We start from the raw sequence: 20,742 nt of genomic DNA on the forward strand, positions 1-20,742 counted from the left end.
GTTACCTTTTCCATGCTTCGGATAATAACCTGTGTCTTTCACTCTCCCATCTATAAATCTATTAATTCTAAATTTTATTATGTTCAATGAAAGATTTTTTCATACAAGGATATTCAACAACCTAAAAAATAGTGATAGTTTTGAACTCTAATTAATCTAAAAGGCACTTTCCATATTTCCAGGAAAGCGCCCGATTGTTGAGTACCTTATTGAAGATAAGCACCCGTTAGCCGAATAACAACCTTCTTATTGAAAACAGTCATTATTAAATACTTAATAACTAAACATACTTACATACTTCATAAAATCTTAAGTTTTATACTTAAAGAACCTTAAGATTTTCTTGCTACAATGAACAAGGCAAATTATTAAGGAGGTTACGTTACAATGGATTTGATTAGTATAGTATCGGGTCTTTTACCGTATGTAAAATATTCTATTTTTATCATCACAATCTTGATAATTGGATACTTTATATATAGAAAATTTTATCAGGGGAAATATCCAATACGTCTTTCTAAATTTGTTCTCATCACTTTACTTATTTGTTGGTTCATTGTAGTATTTGGAATCACTACTCTCAGTAGAGGGGCAAATTATACAGATCAGATTAATTTCAGTCTATTCACTAGTTATGTAAATGCATGGAACAAGTGGTCACTGACTGAATATCAATTAATCATCTTTAATATGTTAATGTTTGTACCGTTAGGCGTACTATTACCGTTGATTCATCATAAAAACAAATCATTTTGGCGTGTACTCATCATATCAATTGCTTTCACGTCTTGTATTGAAATTTCCCAATTGATTACAGGTAAAGGGATTTTTGAATTAGACGACCTTTTGCATAATACCATTGGGAGTTTAGCAGGGTACTTTATCGTGATGGTATTCATTTTATGGACCGAACAACGAAAATTAACATTTATACCGATTGTGAAAGCTATTTCTATTCCAGTAGTTTTTATTACGTTATTTGGCGTAGCAAATGTGGTATATAACGCTCAAGAATTTGGGAATCTGCCATTCATACCTGCACAAAAACAAAATATGGAACACATACAGATGCAACTGGAAACTGAACTTTCCAATAAATCACCTAACGCATGTGTTTATTACAATAAAGATGTGAATGATATAAAAAAAGGAAAATTAATTGCCCAATCCATTGCTAAACAATTTAATTTGAAACAACAAGGTGGCATACGGATTGAAGTGGATAATCGTATATTTACATTTCAAGACGATGAAGGCAGTAACTATAATTTAACTTATTTCATGTCAAATGGTTCTTGGTCCTTATCATTCGATAATATAAATGATGACCCCTTAAAAGTTGATATTAAACAGAAAAAGCAACTTTTAGAAAATTGGTTAAAAGTGAAGGATTATTACCTAATAACGCTATCTATCAGCAGCAAGATGAACGTACAATTCGTTGGGATTTAGCTGAACCAGAGAATTTACAATCCACATGTGAAGATTTCTCTAAAGGTCTGGTTATGATTAGTCTTTTTAATCAGCAAGTACCCGACATATTATTTGACATCAGTGACAATGAAATGGTTGCGAAAAAGCAATTAATTTCACAACAGCAAGCATATAATGTAATGGTAAACGGAGAGTTTAGCACATACAATCCTTTACAAAAAGGTGATACATTAACGATAACGAATGTTCGTCTAACATATACTTATGATACAAAAGGTTATTATCAGCCCGTATATGTATTTACATGCAATGTAAATGATTCAGACTACATAATTGAAGTTTTAATCTCAGCTATTCAGTAAATAAAAAACTGAACTTGCCCAAATGGTGAACACTAAAAAAGTGTAGCTATTCGGGTTTTTTGTTCAACATCCCTTATTCAATTAAACTGGCCCTATTCTTGAAGGAGAAGCGCAATCTCTACTCTAGAATTGCGCCCGATTGTTGAAGAATAATCTCGAAGCTTACATCATTCCTTCGATTTTAGCTCTACACCAGTGAAAGGTCCTTCTTCTAAGCAAGAAAGACCACAAGAAGAAGCAAAGGCTGAGCTAGTTGATACGGTAGCACAATCAAGTAACAATACCAATACTCCCCCTATTTCTCCTATAGAGAAAGTAAAAAAGGAACAAGAAAAAGTCATTATTTCAGCTGAACAAGAGGCATTAGCAATGTTATTTTCCACACAAAAATAAATACCTTAATGAAGTAAGCATATGCTTACTTCTTTTTTTATCCCCTTTTATCCGTAGTAAAGACCACAAAAAAACAAGGATAGTATAAGCTAACCTTGCCCAGAAACTTAGGATTTTCTTTCATATTTTGCATTATAGGCTTGTATTGCTACTGTCGCGCCTAATACAAATAACACACAAAATAAAGCATATATTGTTAAACCAAATTTAGGTGGGTTGTTTAAAACACCCAAAATTGAAGATGCCATAACTGGAATGCTTGTCTTTATAAGGACTTTCATTGGTGTGTATTTTTCAGATTTATTATAGTGTTCTTTTGCAAAAAGAAAATAAATGGCTTGTAAGAACAGATACAAGATCGTCGTGAAGTTATTTACATACACTAAACTATTGAATAGTTCTGTTTTCCCATATTCTGAGTATCTAAAACCTATTAATACTACGGTGTATAAGAACAGAACCCACATGAAAACTACTAAGGTTAACGGTGGTTTAGCGGGTTCATGCAATTCTAATTGGCCATCTACTACGGAATAATAATCTCCCCAACCTGATATTTTTACATCAGTGCTGCGCTTATCATAGAAGCGGTACGCAAGTTGCCTACCCACTAACTCTTTGTTTGTTTTGCCATTCGCTTTCTTTTCCTTGTACCAGTTAAGGTGAATAAGAGGTAACGGAGCTTTTTCATCCCTACCTGTTAATACACCACTTAATGATACTCTTTCTACCGCTAATGACTGGTTGTAACTCAACTCACCTTTTGTATCTTTAAGTGATTCACTCCACACATAAGATAAGTCCATTGAGGTATCAGATGCATTAGTGTCATTATTTGCTACTTCTATTGCAAGGATCAGTTTCATATCTTTGCACCCCCTCTCTAATATCTAGCATACAACTAGTTAAATACTAAAATCTACTAATATGTTGCTAAGATTTTCCTTACCGTTTCACACTACTTTAATTCAAGTTATCCCTTCTAAACTAAAAAAACTAGTTTATGCTAGTTTACTTTTATCTAAAAATAAACTAGAAAAGATATAGTGGTTCCTTATTAAAGGAAAGCGCCCTATTCTTGAATAAGGTACAATCCCTAAATAGAATAGCGCCCAATTATAGTATAACAACATACAATGTTTTCGAGTTGTTCATTAGTTGTTAATGCCACTCTAACCTACATAAAAACTAAAAAGATGTTTTATTCATTCAATTTAGTGGAATACATTGAATGTGAACATATTAGGAGGGATAAATAATGACAGTCAAATTGACAGTAGAAAACGTTGTACAGGCAAAACAAGAAGTGGAGAAATTAGAAGCCCAAGGATATCTTCGAGATAACATTTACATCTTTGCGCACTATGAAGAACGTGAAGAGGATATTAACGAAGCACTCGGGACAGAAGAAGTTGGTATTGGCGAGCAAGGGTTCCTGACTTCTATGAAGAATCTGGTGAATTCCCGTGGAGATGAACTCCGCAATGAGTTAGCTTCTGTTGGATTAAGTGAATCGGAAGCTGCACAATTCGAAAAGGAACTGGATACAGGTAAATTGGTCATAGTTGCCAAAAAGTAAAAACAAACCCGGGAACCCAATCCCGGGTTTGTTTTTCATTTAACAAGTTCTTCTCGTATTCCGTGGACTCTGTATTTCGATAGCTTTTCAACCAATTCAGTATAAAAAAACATCTTTTTTTATTGTCAATGATCTGTTCGAGGAAATTTAGAGTCTTCTTAACAATAAGGCCCTATAAAAGGAAAAAACGCTTCCTAAATAAACGCGCCCTATTGTGGAAGATAATAAGCACATCTCTTCTTTAACTAACTTATCATTAGTAGAAGATTCTATCTCCTAAAACCCAATAGTTTTTCGGGGAAAATAATTATTCAATCCATATAATTAAATGTATGATTGGACTTTGTAATATTCAATATCATGCGCTGTTCCTGTCTAGAGCTTTTCTCGATATAAGTAAATATGATGAAATATTCCACACGCTCATCTGCTAGTACTACTATTTTATTACCAAATTAGCCGTTTCACTAGGATGGTTAAGAGGAAAATGATGACCATATGGAACAAAATCAACCTTACCCAGATGTGAAGGAGCAGAATAGCCTCTGTCAGAATCCCCCCAAATAATGTGAAGATTAAACTTTGCTACTTCATTGAAATCACCTTGAACGTTTTTCGATAGTAAACTGTTAAGCTGAACCGTAGTATTTATAATTCTAGGAGAAGTAAAACTTTTACTTAGTTTTTCAAATTAATAAAAAAATTGATCAAAAAAGCTAAACTTTAATGGACTTTACTGCTAAAATTTAATCTGATTTTGAACAAAGTTGAACTGAACCACAAAACTGTTTGGGATGGCTTGCAATTCTTCACTTGTGTTATAACGCTAGGTTCATATATTTTTGAAATCTAACTACAGCATTATTCTCTAGTGGTCTTTATTTTCAGCATAACGAAATAATGAGAAAAAATGTTAAGTTCCGAAGAGATATTGCTCTTGACGTTATGAAACGTATCGAGATTCAGTAACACGTACCTTTACCCGTCTCGATCGCTCTCACAGCACAAAATATTTTACATAATACAGAATGAATACCTCATTGATTTTCTACAACTATAGACTTCAGCTTTTTCTTATTCCTACAATATTTGTATGTATTAAATAACTCATAATACTATCCGTATTTGACTAAACCATCTACAAAATCAATTCATGATAATAAAAAGTTGATAAGGTGAAACACACCATATCAATTTTTTATCCTTTGTAAACTACCCATGAGTTGTTGTTCTATATGGACAAGAACTTTGCGTCCATCCCATTTCTCTTCTTAGTTTTTAAAAGGACTGCTAGCTTTCGCTAACAGTCGAATTTTTAACAACATGTATTTGATTGATTAACAAGATTAATACTACATACCCCTGTTTCTGGTAATTCCAATTCCACACGTTTCGACGCTTCTTCATCTCCTGATAAATAAGCTGTTATGGAACGAACCTGTTCATAGCCTGTTGCCATTAAAAATGTGGGTGCACGTCCATAACTTTTAGCTCCGACAATATAGAAGTCCATTTCAGGTTGACGTAGTATTTCTTCACCATGCTCCCTTACTGTGCCACAACTATGCTCATTAGGATCAATTAGTGGCGCTAATGCTTGCACACTTTCTGTTGCTGAGTCAATCGAAAGGCGTAATTCGCTGTTAATCGATAGGTCTGGTCTATTTCCCGCATTGACAACAAGCTCTTCAAATCCTGATAATACTTTTTGTTCTCCGTTTATAGTACCAACAATATGGATGTTCTCTTCTTTCTTCACCTGGGAGATATAAAAAGGTGTTATTACTTCAACCTTACCTGTGTCTACTAATTCGTGAATGCGAACACCGAGTGCGCCACGTGCTGCCAATGCATCCTTTTCTTCACCACCATAGGCTTCTTCTACAGTTCCTTTACGCATAATCCATACTAGCTTTGTTGAAGGGTTTTCACTCTGTAATTCAGCCAAAGCTAATAAGGTATTGATCGCTGAATGACCACCACCAATGACAGCAACCTTCTTATTTACATATCTCTTAGGGTTCGTATTTATATCTGGAATACCATACTCAATGCGTTCTGCTAATGCTTTTTCATTTTTCAGCCAAACACCTGTAGAATTTGCTGGGTTTGGATTTCCCCATGTTCCTGTTGCATCAATAACTGCTTTCGCCTCAATCACACGAATGTCATTCTCTTGTTCTATATAAATAATAAAGGACTGATCTGCTCGATTTTTTGTCTTCATCTTATCATTCAATTGTCGTGAAATCCCGACTACTTTTGCGTTCAATTGAATGTTAGGCTTTATTTGTACTAGCTCAGACAAAGGTTTTAAATATAGATCTATTAATTCATGCCCTGTCGGTAACGTATCTAAATTAGGTTCTACCCAACCAGAAATATCTAATAAAGCTTTAGCAGCCTTATTAATGTTATATCGCCATGGTGAAAATAATGTAACATGCCCCCATGTACGAATATTGTGTGCTATTTCATGCCCAGCCTCAAGTAAAATAAATGCTTGCTTTTGCTCCACTAAATGAGCAGCTGCAGCTAATCCAATGGGGCCTGCACCAATTATGACAATCGGTAAATTCTTATTTGGGATATTAACACTCTCCTGTACTTCAATATCCTTAGTTGTAATACAACAAGATTGATTTTGGTTGATTACTTTTAGTGTTTTCATATAAATTTCTCCTCTTTTCTCTATATAAGCATTTTCTTATATAAAATATATTTTTTTACGTCTAGCAGTTAGCTAGACGTAATTTATTTAAGCTTTTGTAATAGTTATGAACACACTTCAATTTCACATATGATTTTATCAATTTCTTTTATAGCTTTTTCAAATTGCAAACATGTCGAAGTGCCGTAACGATCCATATCTCCTTTAAAGAAGAAATCAAAAGCAAATTCTTTAGCCTGTATCAATGTGTATTCTCTACTATTCATAATTAACTTTAAATAAGCGATAAAATAATCTTTAGTTAATACGCTAGCATGGTTAACTGTCATTATCGTATCCTCCATTCAACAGATTGAATAATTGCTAACAGAAGTATTACAGCTGCTCAGCTATAAATTGTTCAATCCGTTTTCCAATTGCATCACGTACAGTTTGGAATACAATCCATTTTTCTTCATCTGTACCTGTCGCTTTCGCAGGATCTTCAAATCCCCAATGCTCACGACGAACGTGAGGAGGTGTCATCGGGCATTTATCTGCTGCATCCCCACATAACGTGACAACTAACGTTGCACTGTTTAATGTCTCAGTATCAATTACATCTGATGTATGATTCGAAATATCGATGCCTACCTCGGCCATCGCTTTTATAGCATTCGGGTTTACACCATGTGCTTCAATACCCGCACTTTTAACTGTCCAATTGGTAGGTAGTAATTTCTTTACCCATCCTTCAGCCATCTGACTACGGCATGAGTTCCCTGTACATAGGAAATAAAGTGTATTTGTCATAGTAATTGCTCCTTATAATTTAATGGTTTTAAAGTATTTTTTCTGCCAACGTAGGGCAACCCATACAAGTCCTATGAGAACAGGTACTTCTACAAGTGGACCAATAACAGCAGCAAATGCCACGCCACTATGCAGGCCAAACACACCCACTGCAACCGCAATCACTAGCTCAAAATTGTTACTTGCAGCTGTAAAAGAAAGAGCTGCTGTGACAGGATAAGATGCCCCAACTTTATGGGAAGAGAAGAATGACACAGCAAACATAATCACAAAGTAAATAAATAATGGAATAGCAATTCGCACTACATCAAGTGGCAGTTCTACTAATTGCTCACCCTTTAAAGCAAACATCATCACAATCGTGAACAACAGTGCAATTAGAGTCAGTGGTGAAATCTTCGGTAAGAACTTTTCCTCATACCAATGTTTCCCTTTTGTTTTAATCCCTATCCAACGTGTGAGGAACCCTGCAGCAAACGGGATACCTAAGTATATAAGTACGCTCTTAGTAATCTCCCACATAGAAATGGATACATGGAAATTCTCTAAACCAAACCAACCAGGTAATACATTTAAGAAAAAGTAAGCAAAAATTGAATAAGTCACGATTTGAAAGATGGAGTTAAACGCAACTAAACCAGCTACATATTCACGGTCTCCACGTGCTAAATCGTTCCATACAATGACCATTGCAATACAACGAGCTAAACCAATCATAATCAGTCCAGCCATATACTCTGGATAATCGTGCAGGAAGATAATGGCTAAAAAGAACATTAAGAACGGTCCGAGTAACCAGTTTTGAAAAAGAGAAAGTAAAAGCACTTTCCAATCCTTAAACACACGCCACATTTCTTCATACTTTACTTTCGCTAATGGTGGGTACATCATGACAATTAACCCGATAGCAATCGGTATGGATGTTGTGCCAATAGACATGGCCTCTAATGCTTCTCCAATATTAGGCATTGTCAAACTTAATAAAACACCTATTCCCATAGCAACAAATATCCATAAGGTAAGGTAACGATCTAGAAAAGATAGCTGCTTGGTTAAAGAATCATTACTCATTTATATTTCCCCCTACATGACAACAATCTGTGCCACAGTTGCAACACTTTAAAGGCTGAATTTGTTCTAAAATGCCCTTCATCAATGGAGTTTGATCCTCTACTAAACGGTAATGTTTCCAAGTCCCTACTTTTCGTTCCGTAATAATGCCTGCCTCCTTTAATTTTCGTAAATGTTGACTAACAGCTGGTTGCGATATTCCGAGAACATCTACAAAATCACATACACATACCTCCCCATTCTTCATGCATGCAAGTAATTTAATGCGGTTTAAATCTGCAGCTGCTTTTAGTTGTTTTTCAATTAGTGTATTTTCCATTTATCTGCACTCCTTATATAATTATTTGCTTATATATTATTTTAAATAAAATCACCTCGTTAAAGAAAGGTGAATTAATCCATATATAACTATATTCTTATATTATGATTTGATGTTTTAAATTGCAACAGATTTTTACCCAATTTGAGCTAAGTGCTGCTCTTAACGGGAGTTTCCATTAATAATTGGAGAGTCCCTTTTTTAATTCGCTAAAGAGAGAAATAATAGAAATTCATATAGATTAGAACATATGTTAAGCGTAAGCCATACGTATCTTTTAAATCAGCATCAGTTGCCATGATAATTTGTTTCATTGAATTTGAGATCTCCAGAATCGATACGCCAGGTTGAACAATTGAAATTCCAAATTAAGTTTAAAACCAATATTATTAAGTTATGATAATTCGCTTATTTTCCAACTGCATTTAGAATAATTGCTGCATCTTTTTAATTATGAAAATTAAAAAGTAAACATTAAAAGTTAAGACAAACATAAAATTTTCAAAAATAATTTAAAAATGGTAAATCTCCATTAATATCCCTTATAATCATATTTAAAGGGGAAAATTCTAAATGAAAAAAATAGTTTCATATATTTTATTTGCACTCATTTTAATTTCTACAAATACGGTTAGTGCACAAAGTGTCGTTACTATCACTGGTGGGAAAATGATTGACAATCGTACGTTAGTCCCATTACGTTCAATCTTTGAAGAATTAGGAGCAACTGTAATATGGAATCAAAATACAAAAACCATTTCTGCAACTAAAGATACAACTAACATTTCATTAAAACTAGGAACGAAAACAGCTGTAATAAACGGACAAGCAGTTTCTATCGACGTTCCTGCTCAAATTAGAAATGGTACAACTTTACTACCTTTAAGATTTATTAGTGAAGCTCTAGGTGCTAACGTTAAATGGGATAATAAAACTTTAACCGCTACAATCGAGCAAAATGATAAGACTATCTCAGTAAAGGTAGAAATTCTCAAACCAGAGGGAAATAGGAATTTTTTGAACATTACGGACGCAGAGATTAAAGAAGCAATTCAAGAAAGGAATAAAGGTGTATATCACCTCCACGATATAAGAAAAAAATATATAGTTCCTGTAGCATCAGATGCATTTGGACTAAAGTATTATCAACCTATTGTTAATATTAATACTCCATATTTAACTGTTCTATCTGTAGCTGCATTAAAAACTAATAAAAATGAAACTTTGTCTTTTTCAGAAGCTAAAAAATGGGTTGATATATATAAGCAATCAAAAAGTATTGATTTTACAATTGAGACATATGGTAATTCAATTGATGTAATATTTAACCCAATAAATATTGTTTTAAAACAAGGAGATAACTATATTTATCCATCAAGCACTACATCTTTGGGTGTTCAAAGAACAACAAGTTGGCCAAATGATCCATCATATAATGAGAATCATACCTCCTTTTTTCCAACTAATAAAATAGATACTAATCAAAATGCAACCTTTATCTTAAAAATGCCAGATAATAAATTAATAACGTATAATGTTGTTTTTTCAAATTATAAATAGCATTAAAATTTTTGCAACAAAGGAAGGTTTAGCTCCTAAGGCTACATCTTTTTTATTGAATTAGTTTGGATAATATGACCATATTTTAGATATTATATTTCCGTATTTTATACGAAGTATCATTTCTTTGAATCTCTCTTATTCACAAAAAATCCGCCTATTGTAAGCTTCTCTACTAGTATCCATCCTGTATTAAATACCTTTTTTTGAAAACTACTCTATGAGAAAATTTGAGACATATCATTATTCACTAAATAATATTTCAATTCGTATCAGAACACCAGAGTGTTAATTTTTTGTAATTAACTTTGAAAGTTTTGAGCATCTTATCACAGGAATACATATGTGTTCTTAAGGTATATTAAAAACTATTCACATTTGAACGGTGCCGATATTTATAAAATTATGAAATCACTTGGACATGAGAAGATTGAAACTACCATTATTTATATGGAAAAGGTTCTGGAGATGGATCAAAATGCTATTCATGAGTGGGATACTGAAAGTTTCGGCGGTTACATCTAATATAAAAGATATTGTTAAGTAATGTAGCAACTACAACTACTCCCCTATCACATTGTTATAGACACATGCTGGCAATCAGTATTTCAGAAGCTACAGTGTAACGTTTAGAATCGAAAGTTTTGGTAGAGTTTGATGATTCATTACATGGGTACTACTTGGTTTTTAAATAAAGGTGCAGTTTTATCATTTTCTGAAGTGATATTTAATAAACAATTATCTTTTTTTGGAAAATAGTGTTAAACATTCAATTTATTATCCGATAATTATAATGTGTTACAAATAATGTAAAAGGAGAAGTTGTATATGAAGAAATATTTACTAACTGTAGGAATTTTAGCAAGCGGTTTGCTGGGGCTAAATACAGCTGAGGCTTCAGAGATAGAAAAAGATCAGATTGCTGTAGATCCATTAATTGAAGATTTAAAAACAAAACATCCTGATTGGACTGTTACATTAGTTACTTCAGATGAGGCTGCTAAAATTAAAGAGGAATTAAAAAACAGTCAAAATAGTCCAGTTCTAAGAGGTCCAGCGCCACCATTAACAGCTCTTTATATTGACAAAGTAGCATCTCAAGTTGGAACAATCAATGAAAAAATTGAGGATATTGGCTTACAGCAAACTTCTCACGCAGTTTCAGGCAAAGTTGCTGTAGCAGTTATGGAAGTTGGCTATGGAAGTGAAAATCAATGGTTAGATGATGAGCGTATTACATATCAAAATCGTGATTATAAACTTAATGAAGCTGCTATAGATTTTAATAATGACAAAATTATAGATGCGTTTTATCATACAGTAACTTTTAATTCAGACTTAAAAATTTCAAGTGGGGCTTCTGCTTTATATAAGTTTAGATCAACTTCACAAAATTCCCCTTGGAATACCATTGAAAGAACGATAAATATTCCACATTTATAATGTAGGAATACTATGAAGAGAGGTGTATTTAAAAATGGTTTCTATGGAAGATATGAGTATAAGGTTAATTATCCTTCAAGGAGCTTACGGATATAAAGGTTTTACTGAACAAATTGGCGAGAATATGTATAAAAATGATGTGAAAGCTTTTCAAGAAACAATAGAAAATGCCAAAGAACCCATTGATACTAGTAAAGTTTCAACGTTATCATCTGATCAAATTAAAATGTTACAAGGTACACCAAGTGGTAGTTGGTTGATTCCTTTACTGAATAGAATGGGACAATTAGGGATGATGGATTTGCGTGATGGACTAGCTAACCCTAAATTATTCCAATATACCTCGACAATGAGTGCTTATAAAAGATCCATTTAAGCTAATTAATATAAAAGGCATTAACGAAAAGGATTTTTCCCTTTCTTGTTAATGCCTTTTAGGCAAAGACACTATTTTACTTTTCCGAGAAAACGCTCGATTTTTGATAATCATTATTCGATTAGAAACCCTACACTTATTTTTATTAGGCTTCAGACTTCAATATTTACGTCGGTAAGAGCAGTTTTTGATATTACTGGAATAAACATTGCGACATATTGTGGTATAGAAAGTTTAAGTGGTCAAGAATATTTAGCTATTATTTCCCATTCATAAGAAAATACAACCGTTCTTTTAGTTGGAGAAGATAATGGAGATGTCTGTGAAAATAAACAAGAAATGAAAAAGCATGTTTTAATAAATGATTAGTCAAAACATGCTCAATATATATTTTAGGGAATCAAAGCGTTTAATGGCGGAATAAACCAGGAAATCTCTCAGCCAATTCCTATGGATGGGGACAACCCCTTAATTCTTTAACTGATAGAAAACCTGTTTAATTTTGCCTCAGTGCCAAGTATAGCAGTATTAAGCTCATTCCCTAAGCTATCTTGTCCCCTTCTGAAATAGAGACTGCGTAAAAAATTCTTGCTGTTCACACGAGCAATCACCTGATTGCGACTTCTCGGCAAATCGCAGCATTGCGCTAAGCAGCTAATCCAATTAGCAATTTCTTGAAGTGGAAGTAATTCTTTGTGAATCATCGTATCCACGATATTAACTAATCGCTCATCATCCTCATCACTAAAAATATGTATTCCATTATGTAGCTTGCCAGAAATAGCGACTAGAACCTCACGCAGCATTGCAACGCTGCTCTCCTCGCACTGCACCAACCCAACAAAAACATCTGCACCGTGAGACGCGCTATGAGCCCAGCCTCCTACTGAAAGGTAACCCCGCAGATCTTTCTCTTCTTTGTAATAACGTAACATTACTTGCATTAATTGCTCAATTTCTTCTTGATTTAGAAATGGATTCTTTCTGTGGTGTTGTATAATCAAAGCGATAGGCAGGGCAGAAAACGTCCTTGTAAAAACTGATTGATCATCCTCGCTGCCAATATTATAGAACAAGTGGTTCTCATCAGTCAGAACAGTTAAGAGACTACGCAACTCCTCTTCACTGAACCTATTCTCTTCCTTAATCCACATATAAAACATCGGATAAATCAAATTATCCCGCAATTCTGGATGAGGATCGCCAATATATTGAGTAACAAAGGTAAGAAATCTTGATGCTGCTCACCTTCGCCTAACTGATACTCATTCTCCTCAATTCTTTGTAAATCTTCCATAAGTTTTAACCTTATATCGCTCACTTTCCCATCCCCTTTAACATGAATAAAATCTCTTCTATTACAATATCAGGCTCATCATGATGTATATAATGTCCACTACGACTAGCAATCCGGAACTTACTTGACGTTGACAGCCGTTGGAATTCTGCTTGTAGACTTTGTTCAATTTTTAATATATCTTGAGAGGGCCATCCATCTTCATTATTATCGGGTAAACCTCTTGTAATAATTGAGAGAGGGATATCACTTTCTTTTGAATAATCAGCAATTTGCTTATAACTCTGTATTTTATCAATTTTCTCACTATTCAACATAGGATTCTCGAAATATTCCCTATTTCCTGCAAGTAGATTTTCTGGTAGAACCTTTTCATAGGCAAGTTCTTTATATTCCGGTGCAGCGTCAACCAAAGCCATTCAACCAAAGCCATACCACAGATGTCCTGCGGATAAAGACTGGTATACAATCTGGCGAGTTTAAGCGAAACTGTTCACAACTTGTAATCAGTGTTTTAGGAACTCGGATAACGCCTGTTCCTCACCATCTAACATCGAAGTAACGATTGTCATAAAATCTTCAGCTCCAATTTCAAAATGACCTCGACGGAATGGTAACCCCCAATTGCGATTTCCACGCGTAAAAGTGAGCTGGTTTAACAACAATGCAATCTTAACTTCTCGACAAGGAATATAACGCATATCTCTGCGAAATGGCACAAACGACTCCGACACTTGATGTTTGTAAGCACCGTTATCCGTAACCTGACCAATAGCAGTAAATGCTTGAACTGGCTTCCCTTTGGACATGTCTGTGCGAGGGGAATAGTATATCAGCCAATCACCTGGAGACATTTTACGCAAAGGTGCTGCCTTACCGTGACATAACTGTGCAAAACCACCTTCTATGGCTAAATTCACATGAGAAGCGGATACAACGCCAATCCAATATCTGCTTTTCTGACTTGTTATATTCGACATGATGCATCCCCCTACTCTTCAAATGCTAAACTTTTCAACCGATACAGTTGTAAAAAATGATGTCTGTAATGCATTTCAATCAACATAAACCATTCCTTCGCGTTTAAAGCACCGAACGCCGGATGAAGTATCTTGTTACTTACAGGCACTTGAAGTAGAACTGATTCCGTATTCCTCATCCGTTCCACTACACTGTGAAGTCCTTCTACCAAATGCTCCATGCTCTCTGGTGGTTGCGGAGTATAGTTTGGCGAAGCAGGGACATTAATACGAACAGCAGGAAATTGTTCTAGTTTAAAAACAAACTTGCCCTGCTCAGTTTTTTCCTTCTCTGGGTTCAATGTCGATTCGCTACCACCTAAACATTGCTCGACATTATGTAGATGCATGAAAGCTGATTGAATTAAATGTACATACATCTGTCCAATGGACCAATCTTCTTCGCTTTGCTTTCTATGTAATTTATCCATATTGAGTTTTGTCAGTTCTGCCAAATATCTTTCTACTGTAAGTTCAAATGACGTCAATACTTCCTTTGTACTTTTCATCCTTCAAGCAGCTCCTCTTCTTCTTGGTATAGTCACAGTATAAAAAAACACTACTGACAGGTGTATGTCAGTAGTGTTTTAAAATTTTTTTCGCTACTTCCCGAATCTTGAAGCGTAAAGACTTCGGCTCAATCACCTCAATATCTCCGCCCCAGCCAAGTAAATGATGTAATAGTTCCTCTGGATATCGAACACGAAATTGAAAGATTAGATCCTCCTTCCGCTCCTCAATGGATTCAATATAAAAATTAACTGCCTCAATGATTTTGTCGGCAATTTCGGGGTTTGCCCTCATTATTATTCTTTCATCTCGATTGTCAGGTGGCCGATAGCTACTTAGGTCAAAATCATTTGGTAGAAGAAATTGATCTTCCAACACAGAAAGGTCGGACATCCGGGACAAACGGAAATGTCGCATTTCTTGCCTCATATCACAGTATGCTAGTAAAACCCAATTTTCATGGACAAGTGTTAATCCATATGGAGAGACCACACGTTTATTTTTCCGATTTCCATCTGTTCCTGGCATTTTTTTAATATACATAAAACTGATTTTGCACTGTTTCAAAATTGCATCGCGAACTTGATTAAGATACGTTTTTACCCGCTCTTCAGTTGACTGCTCACCTATATGAAGCAGTCGCATTGTTTCCCGAACAAGCCTTGACTCATTACGAACTGACTCCGACAAAGTAGCCTCGATTTTGCGTTTAGCGGATCTTGCATTAATACCATAATCTGTATCCAACCTTTGCTCGATAAAATCAGCTCCCATGAGCAGGGAGACGGCCTCTTCTGCTGTGAACCTAACCGGGGGTAGAAAATATCCTTCCATTAAGGAATAACCCTGACCAGGGGCGCCTAAAATGGGAACCCCAGCCTCACTTAGTGCTTGAATATCCCTATATATCGTACGTACACTTGTCTCAAATTGAGAAGCTAAATCTTCTGCTCTCAATGTTTTGCTTCGCTGTAATTCAAGCGTGATCGCAAGCTGCCTCTCCGTTTTATTCATTTTTTTCCTCCTCAATTTCAGAATTCTATTACAGTACTTGCCCAATAATTGAATAACAGCAAGCAATATTGAAGCTGTATCCCTAAAAATGAGCTGCCTATGCAACTCCGTGTTCTTCAAGCAAAGCACCCGCTTTAGCTTAAATATTTTCTTTCATATGTTTGGGGTTAATCAGATTTAATAACCTCCCATAACGCCGTTTTATTGCTATCCCATTTTAAAAGGTGTTACTGCCTCTTCAAAACATGCTCTTTGGATAATGATATATCTTTTGTAGGAACTTTAACACCAAATGAAAATTCTTTTAATACATAAACGTCTTGTCCCCAAAGGAAATTCCCAACTCCACCTACTACTGCTAGTGAAGAAATAGAATCTAATGCAATATATGGATAATCTCTTGTAAAGCCAGCCTCTTCAAATGCTTCTCGTTTAGTAGGAGTCTCACCCTCTTCTCCAGCACCAGCTAATCCCTGCCAATATCCATAATCACTTCTCTTAAAAATTGCATATTCAACCCGTGAAAGTAAACACCGAGTGCGCCATGTGCTGGCCAAAGCATCTTTTTCTTCGACACCATAGGCTACTTCTATAGATTGTTTACGCATAATTCACACCAGCTTTGTTGCAGAATTCTCTACTTGTAATTCCGCAAGTGCTAGCAATAACCGAATGGCCACCACCCAAAACTGTAATTCTCTTTCGTATTCGTATTTATAGTTGGGATACCAAACTCAATATGATCTGCTAATGCTTATTCATTTTGAAGCCATCCCCTGTAGAAATTACTGGATTTGGATTCACCCCATGTCTCGTAGCATCCATAACAGCTCACACTTCAATAATTAGGAAAGCTTTGTAAAAGATGTTTACAAACAACTTAAAGTTAGATATACTTACAAAGTAAACAAAAAATTCTTAAGGAGGTCGAATAAAATGATCGTTATCGTTAAATTGATGTCATTGGTAGCTACAACTTCATTAAAAATGAAAATCACACATTCGACCGCATCGGAATGGATCGCTTAAGGTTTTTTTTGTAAATAAGCATACCCATACCGCAGGGAGAAGTGTGCCCCTGCGGTATTTTTGTGCCTTTTTTCACCGTAGAGGAGTCTCTCTGCGGTTTTTTTATTTTTCATGGCACTTTAAGGAGGTGATAATAAATGATATTAAACTTTTTTGCGCTCACGATAACTATTACAAAACGTAAGGTCTCTCTTGAGAAAGCACTTCATGATGAATACGTGAAAAAAATCTTTGAAGAGAACCGAAAAAAAATTGACGATTATATTCGTATTCGTCAATATTAATCTTGTTAATTAAAAAACATGAAAGGTGGGAATTGAATGTTTTATATGATCAAAAGACGTTATGCAGTTTTATGGCTGGAGAAAGACACAACCACCAGATGAAGTAATATAAAGTGATAATATAGCTAATTTTATAATCTCAGATGAGCTAACCCGTTCTAATCTAGGACGGGTTGCTTCAGGAGGTATTTTGCACTTTTTTAAGTGATATGTGACACAAACAACTTGATGTAGTTTAAGAAAATGCGGAATTACAATGTTAAAAAAAAATAATTCTAATGCTAAAAATCGTAATTCCTCAATACTAAAATTGAATTTGGCAATTTTTATTTTAATTCCATTGTTCCGCCTAGTTAGCTATCCATGTAGGGCAAAAACAGTACCCGAATATTGAAGATCGTTATTCATTTAAAACAAACTAAAAAGTCACTTTCCTTACAGAGAGGAAAGTAACTTTTAGTCTTTTTCAATGGCCTGATTGTGGGACTACTCTATTATTACTCAATAATTATCAATTAGATATGTATATGGGACATATCTAGATTAAATACTATTATTTATACGAATAACCTTTTGAGCGATCAATTATGAGCAGCATCCGATAACCAGTAAGTTGTGACCAATTTACTTATATTATGTAAACTAAAAATTATTTGGCGAGGAGTCGGGCTTGATTGCGTCTACTACCCATGCCATTGCAATAAACCCGCCTTCTTTGCATGAGGATTTTAAAGCTTCATCATATTTTAGACAAGTACTTTTATTTAATTAATTTGAAACGAAGATTTACAGAACTTTTATAGTATAGCCGTAAATTATCTCTTATATAGTATCATTTCCTATTTCAATTTAATTTCATTTTAATCCCTGTGGAAACCTAAATACATTAAACGGATCATACTTTTGGTTAACTCGTTCCAACCTCTGTGCATGGCCTCCAAAGTATTCCTTATCATAATTTTTAAGCTCACTTATAGGAAAATTCACATAAGAACCTTTTGTCATATTTTTAATCATTTCAAAACGCTCACGAACCCACTCCTGATTATCTCTTGCATACTTATTCTCTATCCATACAGACTGGACACCCATTATATATTTAGCATCTCTATAGTAAAAAGCCGTTTCTTCTTTATCAATGTGTTTGATTTCTCCTCCTAATGCATAAAAAGAAATAGCAGCATATACAGAACCATCCGGAGGACTTTGGACACTAGTTCCAATATTTTTAAGCTCTTCTACTGTATAGTTTCTTTGTACAAACCTACCAGTGGATTTAAATTTTTCGAAAGGTGGATAGGTTGCCTCTACCTTTTTCACTGCTTCTAGAAAGGAAGATTCTTCTAAGTTCAATCGAAACCCTTTAATTTCTGCAAAAGGTTGTAAAATCTTTTTTGCTAATTTGGCTGGACCGTAAAAGAAACCAGCTCCGAAAATTCCTAACCCTTCATTTTCAGCGTTATAAAAGCTTGTTACTAAAGTCATTCGTTTATCCAATTTAGGCAACCAATTTTGCCAAATATTCATGACATCTATTTGCTTAGCCATTGTTGTATTTACATAATAGAATCTAATGAATGTGACAGAACGTTGTGTTGGTTTTGGTAACTGAAAAGTCATGCTAATAACCACTCCAAAGTTACCTCCACCTGCACCTCGACAAGCCCAGAAAAGATCAGCGTTACAATTTTTATTTGCCTTAATAATCCTTCCCTCGTAATCTACTAATTCTAGTTCTAGTAAACTATCACACCCCAACCCATAAAGTCGACTGGAGAATCCCCATCCTCCCCCGAGTGTAAAGCCAGATACTCCGACAGTGGGGCAAGTTCCACCAGGAAAAACATATCCATTGGAGCCAACAAAATCATACACTTCCGTGTTTTTTGCTCCAGCTTCCATCTCTAATATGTGTGTTTTCTTATCTAGTTTCAGCGTATTCAATCTACTAATATCAATTACAAGCACGAAATCACCATTAGAATAGCCTTCATAATGATGTCCTCCAGACCTAATGCGGATATCCACACAATGTTTACGTGCCCAATGTATGGCATTCACAACATCTTGTCTTCTTTCACAATAGACAATGATCAATGGAAACTTTTGATTGGCACGATTCCATTCTTGTCTTGCTTCATTGTAGTTAGGATCTTTTACGGTTACTACTTCACCAGTTAGCCCTTTTAAGAACAATGAATCTTGCTCCATTTCAGTCACCTCTATCAACACAATAATAATTTTTCTTCTAGTTTATTCTTTTGGTTGAAAGTGGTTTAGGTTTTAGGCTGATATAATTGACTACTGTAGCTAAATATAATGAGTTAGTTTAGAGTTAAAGCATGCAAATACATCGGAAGTTTATTGAAAAAGCACGCTAAGCTAAATACCTGAATGATTGTCAAACAATTAATCCTAACTCTTAAGTGATTTATACAAAATTAAAGAGCATCATTTTTATTTGTAAATGAGGCTCCTCTAAAAAACGTTCCTACTTATCTTGTAGTTAAACGGCGAAAATATCTGTTACAGCAAAAAACATTTCGGTTACCAGCTCGCACCATCCATCACTATTTTTGGAGCTAATACTTAGTATCTTTAATCATTGCTTTGAATTTTCTCAATTTTTTTTGGGCACGCCGATACATCATATAATCACTTAGGTTTGCTAAACATATAATGCCAAGCACAATCAATAAGACCGAGATGAATTCTCCCTTTTTCACCATTTCGCTATTTGTGATAATAATTAAAGACATCATAATCACTGTAGTCACAATTAATGCAATCAAATTGTTTATTAAGAAGTAGGTTCGGGCATTTGCCATGCTAATTGGTAATATTGCTGTTAGCCATTCTGTAACTAAGCCAATAAAGAACCCTACACATCCGCTGGCTAATATCGCTAAAACTCTATACGAAAATTTTATGTTTGTATTATCAGAAAACTGTAGTATAACCCCGATGAAGAGACCAAGAATAATTGACTTTATGATATTTTCTAAATGAATTTTCTCCATAATTGATCTCCTATATTTTTAGCGTACTTCTAAGCTTTTTTGAGAACATTTTCGATACTTCCAGTTCAGTGTTATTTTCCATTCTCAATACATATCTGGAGTTAAACCAGGGGATAATTTCTTTCACATGCAGCAAATTAACGAGTTGTGATTTATTAATTCTTATAAATCCTTTTATACCCCACACGTTTTCATAATATTGTAAGGTTTCTTTTATACTGTACCGATTAAACTCAGTAAATGCCGTAATACCATTGGGACCTGCTTCTAGATAAAAAACATCTATAGGTTCTATTACTTCAAATTTATTATCTCTAAAACCTACAATAGTATTTATAAAATGCAGGTCTTCTCGAATGCCCGTAATCAATAGTTTTATCACATTCATATAATCAATGCCATCAAATACGACACTCAACTTTCCGTCTGGTATGTTATATCCGTTTTCTACGAGTACTAAACTACTATCTGGCTTGATTTCAATTTGGTACTTGGATAGTTCTTTTTTTAATTTTTCATAAACTATATTTGAACACAATAATTGAACCATCGTATGTCTCCTAATAACA

The 20,742-nt window shown here is 34.6% G+C and carries 21 protein-coding genes and 4 pseudogenes; 9 read left to right on the top strand and 16 right to left on the bottom strand.

Going from position 1 to position 20,742, the window contains the following annotated elements; all coding sequences use genetic code 11:
• Positions 1-387 precede the first annotated feature (387 nt).
• The 3 genes from MHB39_RS11895 to MHB39_RS11905 all read left to right on the top strand — a co-directional run bounded on the left by MHB39_RS11895 (position 388) and on the right by MHB39_RS11905 (position 2,189).
• Positions 388-1,452 (top strand): VanZ family protein, encoded by a 1,065-nt coding sequence (locus tag MHB39_RS11895; RefSeq protein ID WP_342543824.1) that lies wholly within the window; start codon positions 388-390, stop codon positions 1,450-1,452.
• Positions 1,374-1,796 (top strand): hypothetical protein, encoded by a 423-nt coding sequence (locus MHB39_RS11900; protein ID WP_342543825.1) that lies wholly within the window; start codon positions 1,374-1,376, stop codon positions 1,794-1,796. Before MHB39_RS11895 ends, MHB39_RS11900 begins: the two co-directional genes overlap by 79 nt.
• Before the next feature lie 195 nt (positions 1,797-1,991).
• Positions 1,992-2,189 (top strand): hypothetical protein, encoded by a 198-nt coding sequence (locus tag MHB39_RS11905; RefSeq protein ID WP_333004014.1) that lies wholly within the window; start codon positions 1,992-1,994, stop codon positions 2,187-2,189.
• Between the two features lie 107 nt (positions 2,190-2,296).
• Here the strand turns inward: MHB39_RS11905 and MHB39_RS11910 are convergent, their stop codons facing one another.
• The gene (locus MHB39_RS11910; RefSeq protein ID WP_342543826.1) at positions 2,297-3,055 is read right to left on the bottom strand and encodes a hypothetical protein; all 759 of its coding nucleotides are present in this window, start codon (positions 3,053-3,055) and stop codon (positions 2,297-2,299) included.
• A gap of 392 nt (positions 3,056-3,447) precedes the next feature.
• Here MHB39_RS11910 and MHB39_RS11915 point away from each other — a divergent pair, with 392 nt between their 5' ends.
• A complete protein-coding gene (locus tag MHB39_RS11915) occupies positions 3,448-3,768 on the top strand; it encodes a general stress protein (protein WP_333004012.1) in 321 nt (106 codons plus the stop codon).
• Positions 3,769-4,191: 423 nt separating this feature from the next.
• Here MHB39_RS11915 and MHB39_RS11920 read toward each other — a convergent pair.
• From MHB39_RS11920 to MHB39_RS11945, 6 genes and pseudogenes are all read right to left on the bottom strand, one after another.
• Positions 4,192-4,456: pseudogene (locus MHB39_RS11920) on the bottom strand (nonribosomal peptide synthetase MxaA); the annotation flags it as partial.
• Positions 4,457-5,083: 627 nt separating this feature from the next.
• On the bottom strand, positions 5,084-6,439 hold the full coding sequence (locus MHB39_RS11925) for an NAD(P)-binding domain-containing protein (protein ID WP_342543827.1): 1,356 nt from the start codon (positions 6,437-6,439) through the stop codon (positions 5,084-5,086).
• 104 nt (positions 6,440-6,543) lie between these two features.
• Positions 6,544-6,768 (bottom strand): hypothetical protein, encoded by a 225-nt coding sequence (locus MHB39_RS11930; protein WP_342543828.1) that lies wholly within the window; start codon positions 6,766-6,768, stop codon positions 6,544-6,546.
• Positions 6,769-6,814: 46 nt separating this feature from the next.
• On the bottom strand, positions 6,815-7,231 hold the full coding sequence (gene arsC / locus MHB39_RS11935) for an arsenate reductase (thioredoxin) (protein ID WP_342543829.1): 417 nt from the start codon (positions 7,229-7,231) through the stop codon (positions 6,815-6,817).
• Positions 7,232-7,243: 12 nt separating this feature from the next.
• Positions 7,244-8,302, bottom strand: coding sequence for an ACR3 family arsenite efflux transporter (gene arsB, locus MHB39_RS11940; protein ID WP_342543830.1), 1,059 nt, complete (start codon positions 8,300-8,302; stop codon positions 7,244-7,246).
• Complete coding sequence (locus MHB39_RS11945) at positions 8,295-8,621, bottom strand: metalloregulator ArsR/SmtB family transcription factor (protein ID WP_342543831.1); 327 nt, start codon at positions 8,619-8,621, stop codon at positions 8,295-8,297. The genes arsB and MHB39_RS11945 overlap by 8 nt, the downstream gene beginning before the upstream one ends.
• Before the next feature lie 573 nt (positions 8,622-9,194).
• On the opposite strand from MHB39_RS11945, the gene MHB39_RS11950 reads away from it, so the two are divergent.
• The 4 genes from MHB39_RS11950 (at position 9,195) to MHB39_RS11965 (ending at position 12,000) form a co-directional block, all read left to right on the top strand.
• A complete protein-coding gene (locus MHB39_RS11950; RefSeq protein ID WP_342543832.1) occupies positions 9,195-10,181 on the top strand; it encodes a copper amine oxidase N-terminal domain-containing protein in 987 nt (328 codons plus the stop codon).
• Positions 10,182-10,526: 345 nt separating this feature from the next.
• Positions 10,527-10,706 (top strand): hypothetical protein, encoded by a 180-nt coding sequence (locus tag MHB39_RS11955; RefSeq protein WP_312752980.1) that lies wholly within the window; start codon positions 10,527-10,529, stop codon positions 10,704-10,706.
• A gap of 303 nt (positions 10,707-11,009) precedes the next feature.
• Positions 11,010-11,624, top strand: a complete 615-nt coding sequence (locus MHB39_RS11960; protein WP_312752978.1) for a DUF4879 domain-containing protein — start codon at positions 11,010-11,012, stop codon at positions 11,622-11,624.
• A 34-nt stretch (positions 11,625-11,658) separates the two neighbouring features.
• Positions 11,659-12,000: a hypothetical protein gene (locus MHB39_RS11965; protein WP_342543833.1), complete on the top strand. Its 342-nt coding sequence runs from the start codon at positions 11,659-11,661 to the stop codon at positions 11,998-12,000.
• Positions 12,001-12,476: 476 nt separating this feature from the next.
• On the opposite strand, the pseudogene MHB39_RS11970 reads toward MHB39_RS11965, so the two are convergent.
• The 6 genes and pseudogenes from MHB39_RS11970 to MHB39_RS11995 form a co-directional block, all read right to left on the bottom strand.
• A pseudogene (locus MHB39_RS11970) lies at positions 12,477-13,321 on the bottom strand (DUF2785 domain-containing protein).
• Positions 13,318-13,775, bottom strand: a pseudogene (locus MHB39_RS11975) (alpha/beta hydrolase); the annotation flags it as partial. The pseudogenes MHB39_RS11975 and MHB39_RS11970, both read right to left, overlap by 4 nt.
• Positions 13,776-13,803: 28 nt before the next feature.
• On the bottom strand, positions 13,804-14,277 hold the full coding sequence (locus MHB39_RS11980; protein ID WP_048395849.1) for an EVE domain-containing protein: 474 nt from the start codon (positions 14,275-14,277) through the stop codon (positions 13,804-13,806).
• Positions 14,278-14,288: 11 nt separating this feature from the next.
• A complete protein-coding gene (locus tag MHB39_RS11985) occupies positions 14,289-14,825 on the bottom strand; it encodes a DinB family protein (protein ID WP_342543834.1) in 537 nt (178 codons plus the stop codon).
• Positions 14,826-14,892: 67 nt separating this feature from the next.
• A complete protein-coding gene (locus MHB39_RS11990; protein WP_333004383.1) occupies positions 14,893-15,840 on the bottom strand; it encodes a YafY family protein in 948 nt (315 codons plus the stop codon).
• Positions 15,841-16,070: 230 nt separating this feature from the next.
• A pseudogene (locus MHB39_RS11995) lies at positions 16,071-16,397 on the bottom strand (hypothetical protein); the annotation flags it as partial.
• Between the two features lie 609 nt (positions 16,398-17,006).
• On the opposite strand from MHB39_RS11995, the gene MHB39_RS12000 reads away from it, so the two are divergent.
• Positions 17,007-17,153: a YrzI family small protein gene (locus tag MHB39_RS12000; RefSeq protein WP_081011020.1), complete on the top strand. Its 147-nt coding sequence runs from the start codon at positions 17,007-17,009 to the stop codon at positions 17,151-17,153.
• Positions 17,154-18,008: 855 nt separating this feature from the next.
• Here the strand turns inward: MHB39_RS12000 and MHB39_RS12005 are convergent.
• From MHB39_RS12005 to MHB39_RS12015, 3 genes are all read right to left on the bottom strand, one after another.
• Positions 18,009-19,364 (bottom strand): FAD-binding protein, encoded by a 1,356-nt coding sequence (locus MHB39_RS12005; protein WP_342543835.1) that lies wholly within the window; start codon positions 19,362-19,364, stop codon positions 18,009-18,011.
• A gap of 371 nt (positions 19,365-19,735) precedes the next feature.
• On the bottom strand, positions 19,736-20,173 hold the full coding sequence (locus MHB39_RS12010; RefSeq protein ID WP_274773391.1) for a hypothetical protein: 438 nt from the start codon (positions 20,171-20,173) through the stop codon (positions 19,736-19,738).
• A 10-nt stretch (positions 20,174-20,183) separates the two neighbouring features.
• Complete coding sequence (locus MHB39_RS12015; protein WP_342543836.1) at positions 20,184-20,723, bottom strand: LytTR family DNA-binding domain-containing protein; 540 nt, start codon at positions 20,721-20,723, stop codon at positions 20,184-20,186.
• Between the last annotated feature and the right edge of the window lie 19 nt (positions 20,724-20,742).

The sequence above is a fragment of the Lysinibacillus sp. FSL K6-4013 genome, from assembly GCF_038630435.1.
Lineage (GTDB): Bacteria > Bacillota > Bacilli > Bacillales_A > Planococcaceae > Lysinibacillus > Lysinibacillus boronitolerans.

Excerpts from the sequence above, each read along its gene's own strand:
- MHB39_RS11990 (WP_333004383.1), bottom strand. The coding sequence starts at position 15,840 with ATGAATAAAACGGAGAGGCAGCTTGCGATCACGCTTGAATTACAGCGA.
- MHB39_RS11925 (WP_342543827.1), bottom strand. The coding sequence starts at position 6,439 with ATGAAAACACTAAAAGTAATCAACCAAAATCAATCTTGTTGTATTACA.
- MHB39_RS11980 (WP_048395849.1), bottom strand. The coding sequence starts at position 14,277 with ATGTCGAATATAACAAGTCAGAAAAGCAGATATTGGATTGGCGTTGTA.
- MHB39_RS11950 (WP_342543832.1), top strand. The coding sequence starts at position 9,195 with ATGAAAAAAATAGTTTCATATATTTTATTTGCACTCATTTTAATTTCT.
- MHB39_RS12010 (WP_274773391.1), bottom strand. The coding sequence starts at position 20,173 with ATGGAGAAAATTCATTTAGAAAATATCATAAAGTCAATTATTCTTGGT.
- MHB39_RS12015 (WP_342543836.1), bottom strand. The coding sequence starts at position 20,723 with ATGGTTCAATTATTGTGTTCAAATATAGTTTATGAAAAATTAAAAAAA.
- MHB39_RS12000 (WP_081011020.1), top strand. The coding sequence starts at position 17,007 with ATGATATTAAACTTTTTTGCGCTCACGATAACTATTACAAAACGTAAG.
- MHB39_RS11895 (WP_342543824.1), top strand. The coding sequence starts at position 388 with ATGGATTTGATTAGTATAGTATCGGGTCTTTTACCGTATGTAAAATAT.
- MHB39_RS12005 (WP_342543835.1), bottom strand. The coding sequence starts at position 19,364 with ATGGAGCAAGATTCATTGTTCTTAAAAGGGCTAACTGGTGAAGTAGTA.
- MHB39_RS11965 (WP_342543833.1), top strand. The coding sequence starts at position 11,659 with ATGGTTTCTATGGAAGATATGAGTATAAGGTTAATTATCCTTCAAGGA.
- MHB39_RS11910 (WP_342543826.1), bottom strand. The coding sequence starts at position 3,055 with ATGAAACTGATCCTTGCAATAGAAGTAGCAAATAATGACACTAATGCA.
- MHB39_RS11985 (WP_342543834.1), bottom strand. The coding sequence starts at position 14,825 with ATGAAAAGTACAAAGGAAGTATTGACGTCATTTGAACTTACAGTAGAA.
- arsB (WP_342543830.1), bottom strand. The coding sequence starts at position 8,302 with ATGAGTAATGATTCTTTAACCAAGCAGCTATCTTTTCTAGATCGTTAC.
- MHB39_RS11915 (WP_333004012.1), top strand. The coding sequence starts at position 3,448 with ATGACAGTCAAATTGACAGTAGAAAACGTTGTACAGGCAAAACAAGAA.
- arsC (WP_342543829.1), bottom strand. The coding sequence starts at position 7,231 with ATGACAAATACACTTTATTTCCTATGTACAGGGAACTCATGCCGTAGT.
- MHB39_RS11960 (WP_312752978.1), top strand. The coding sequence starts at position 11,010 with ATGAAGAAATATTTACTAACTGTAGGAATTTTAGCAAGCGGTTTGCTG.
- MHB39_RS11930 (WP_342543828.1), bottom strand. The coding sequence starts at position 6,768 with ATGACAGTTAACCATGCTAGCGTATTAACTAAAGATTATTTTATCGCT.
- MHB39_RS11945 (WP_342543831.1), bottom strand. The coding sequence starts at position 8,621 with ATGGAAAATACACTAATTGAAAAACAACTAAAAGCAGCTGCAGATTTA.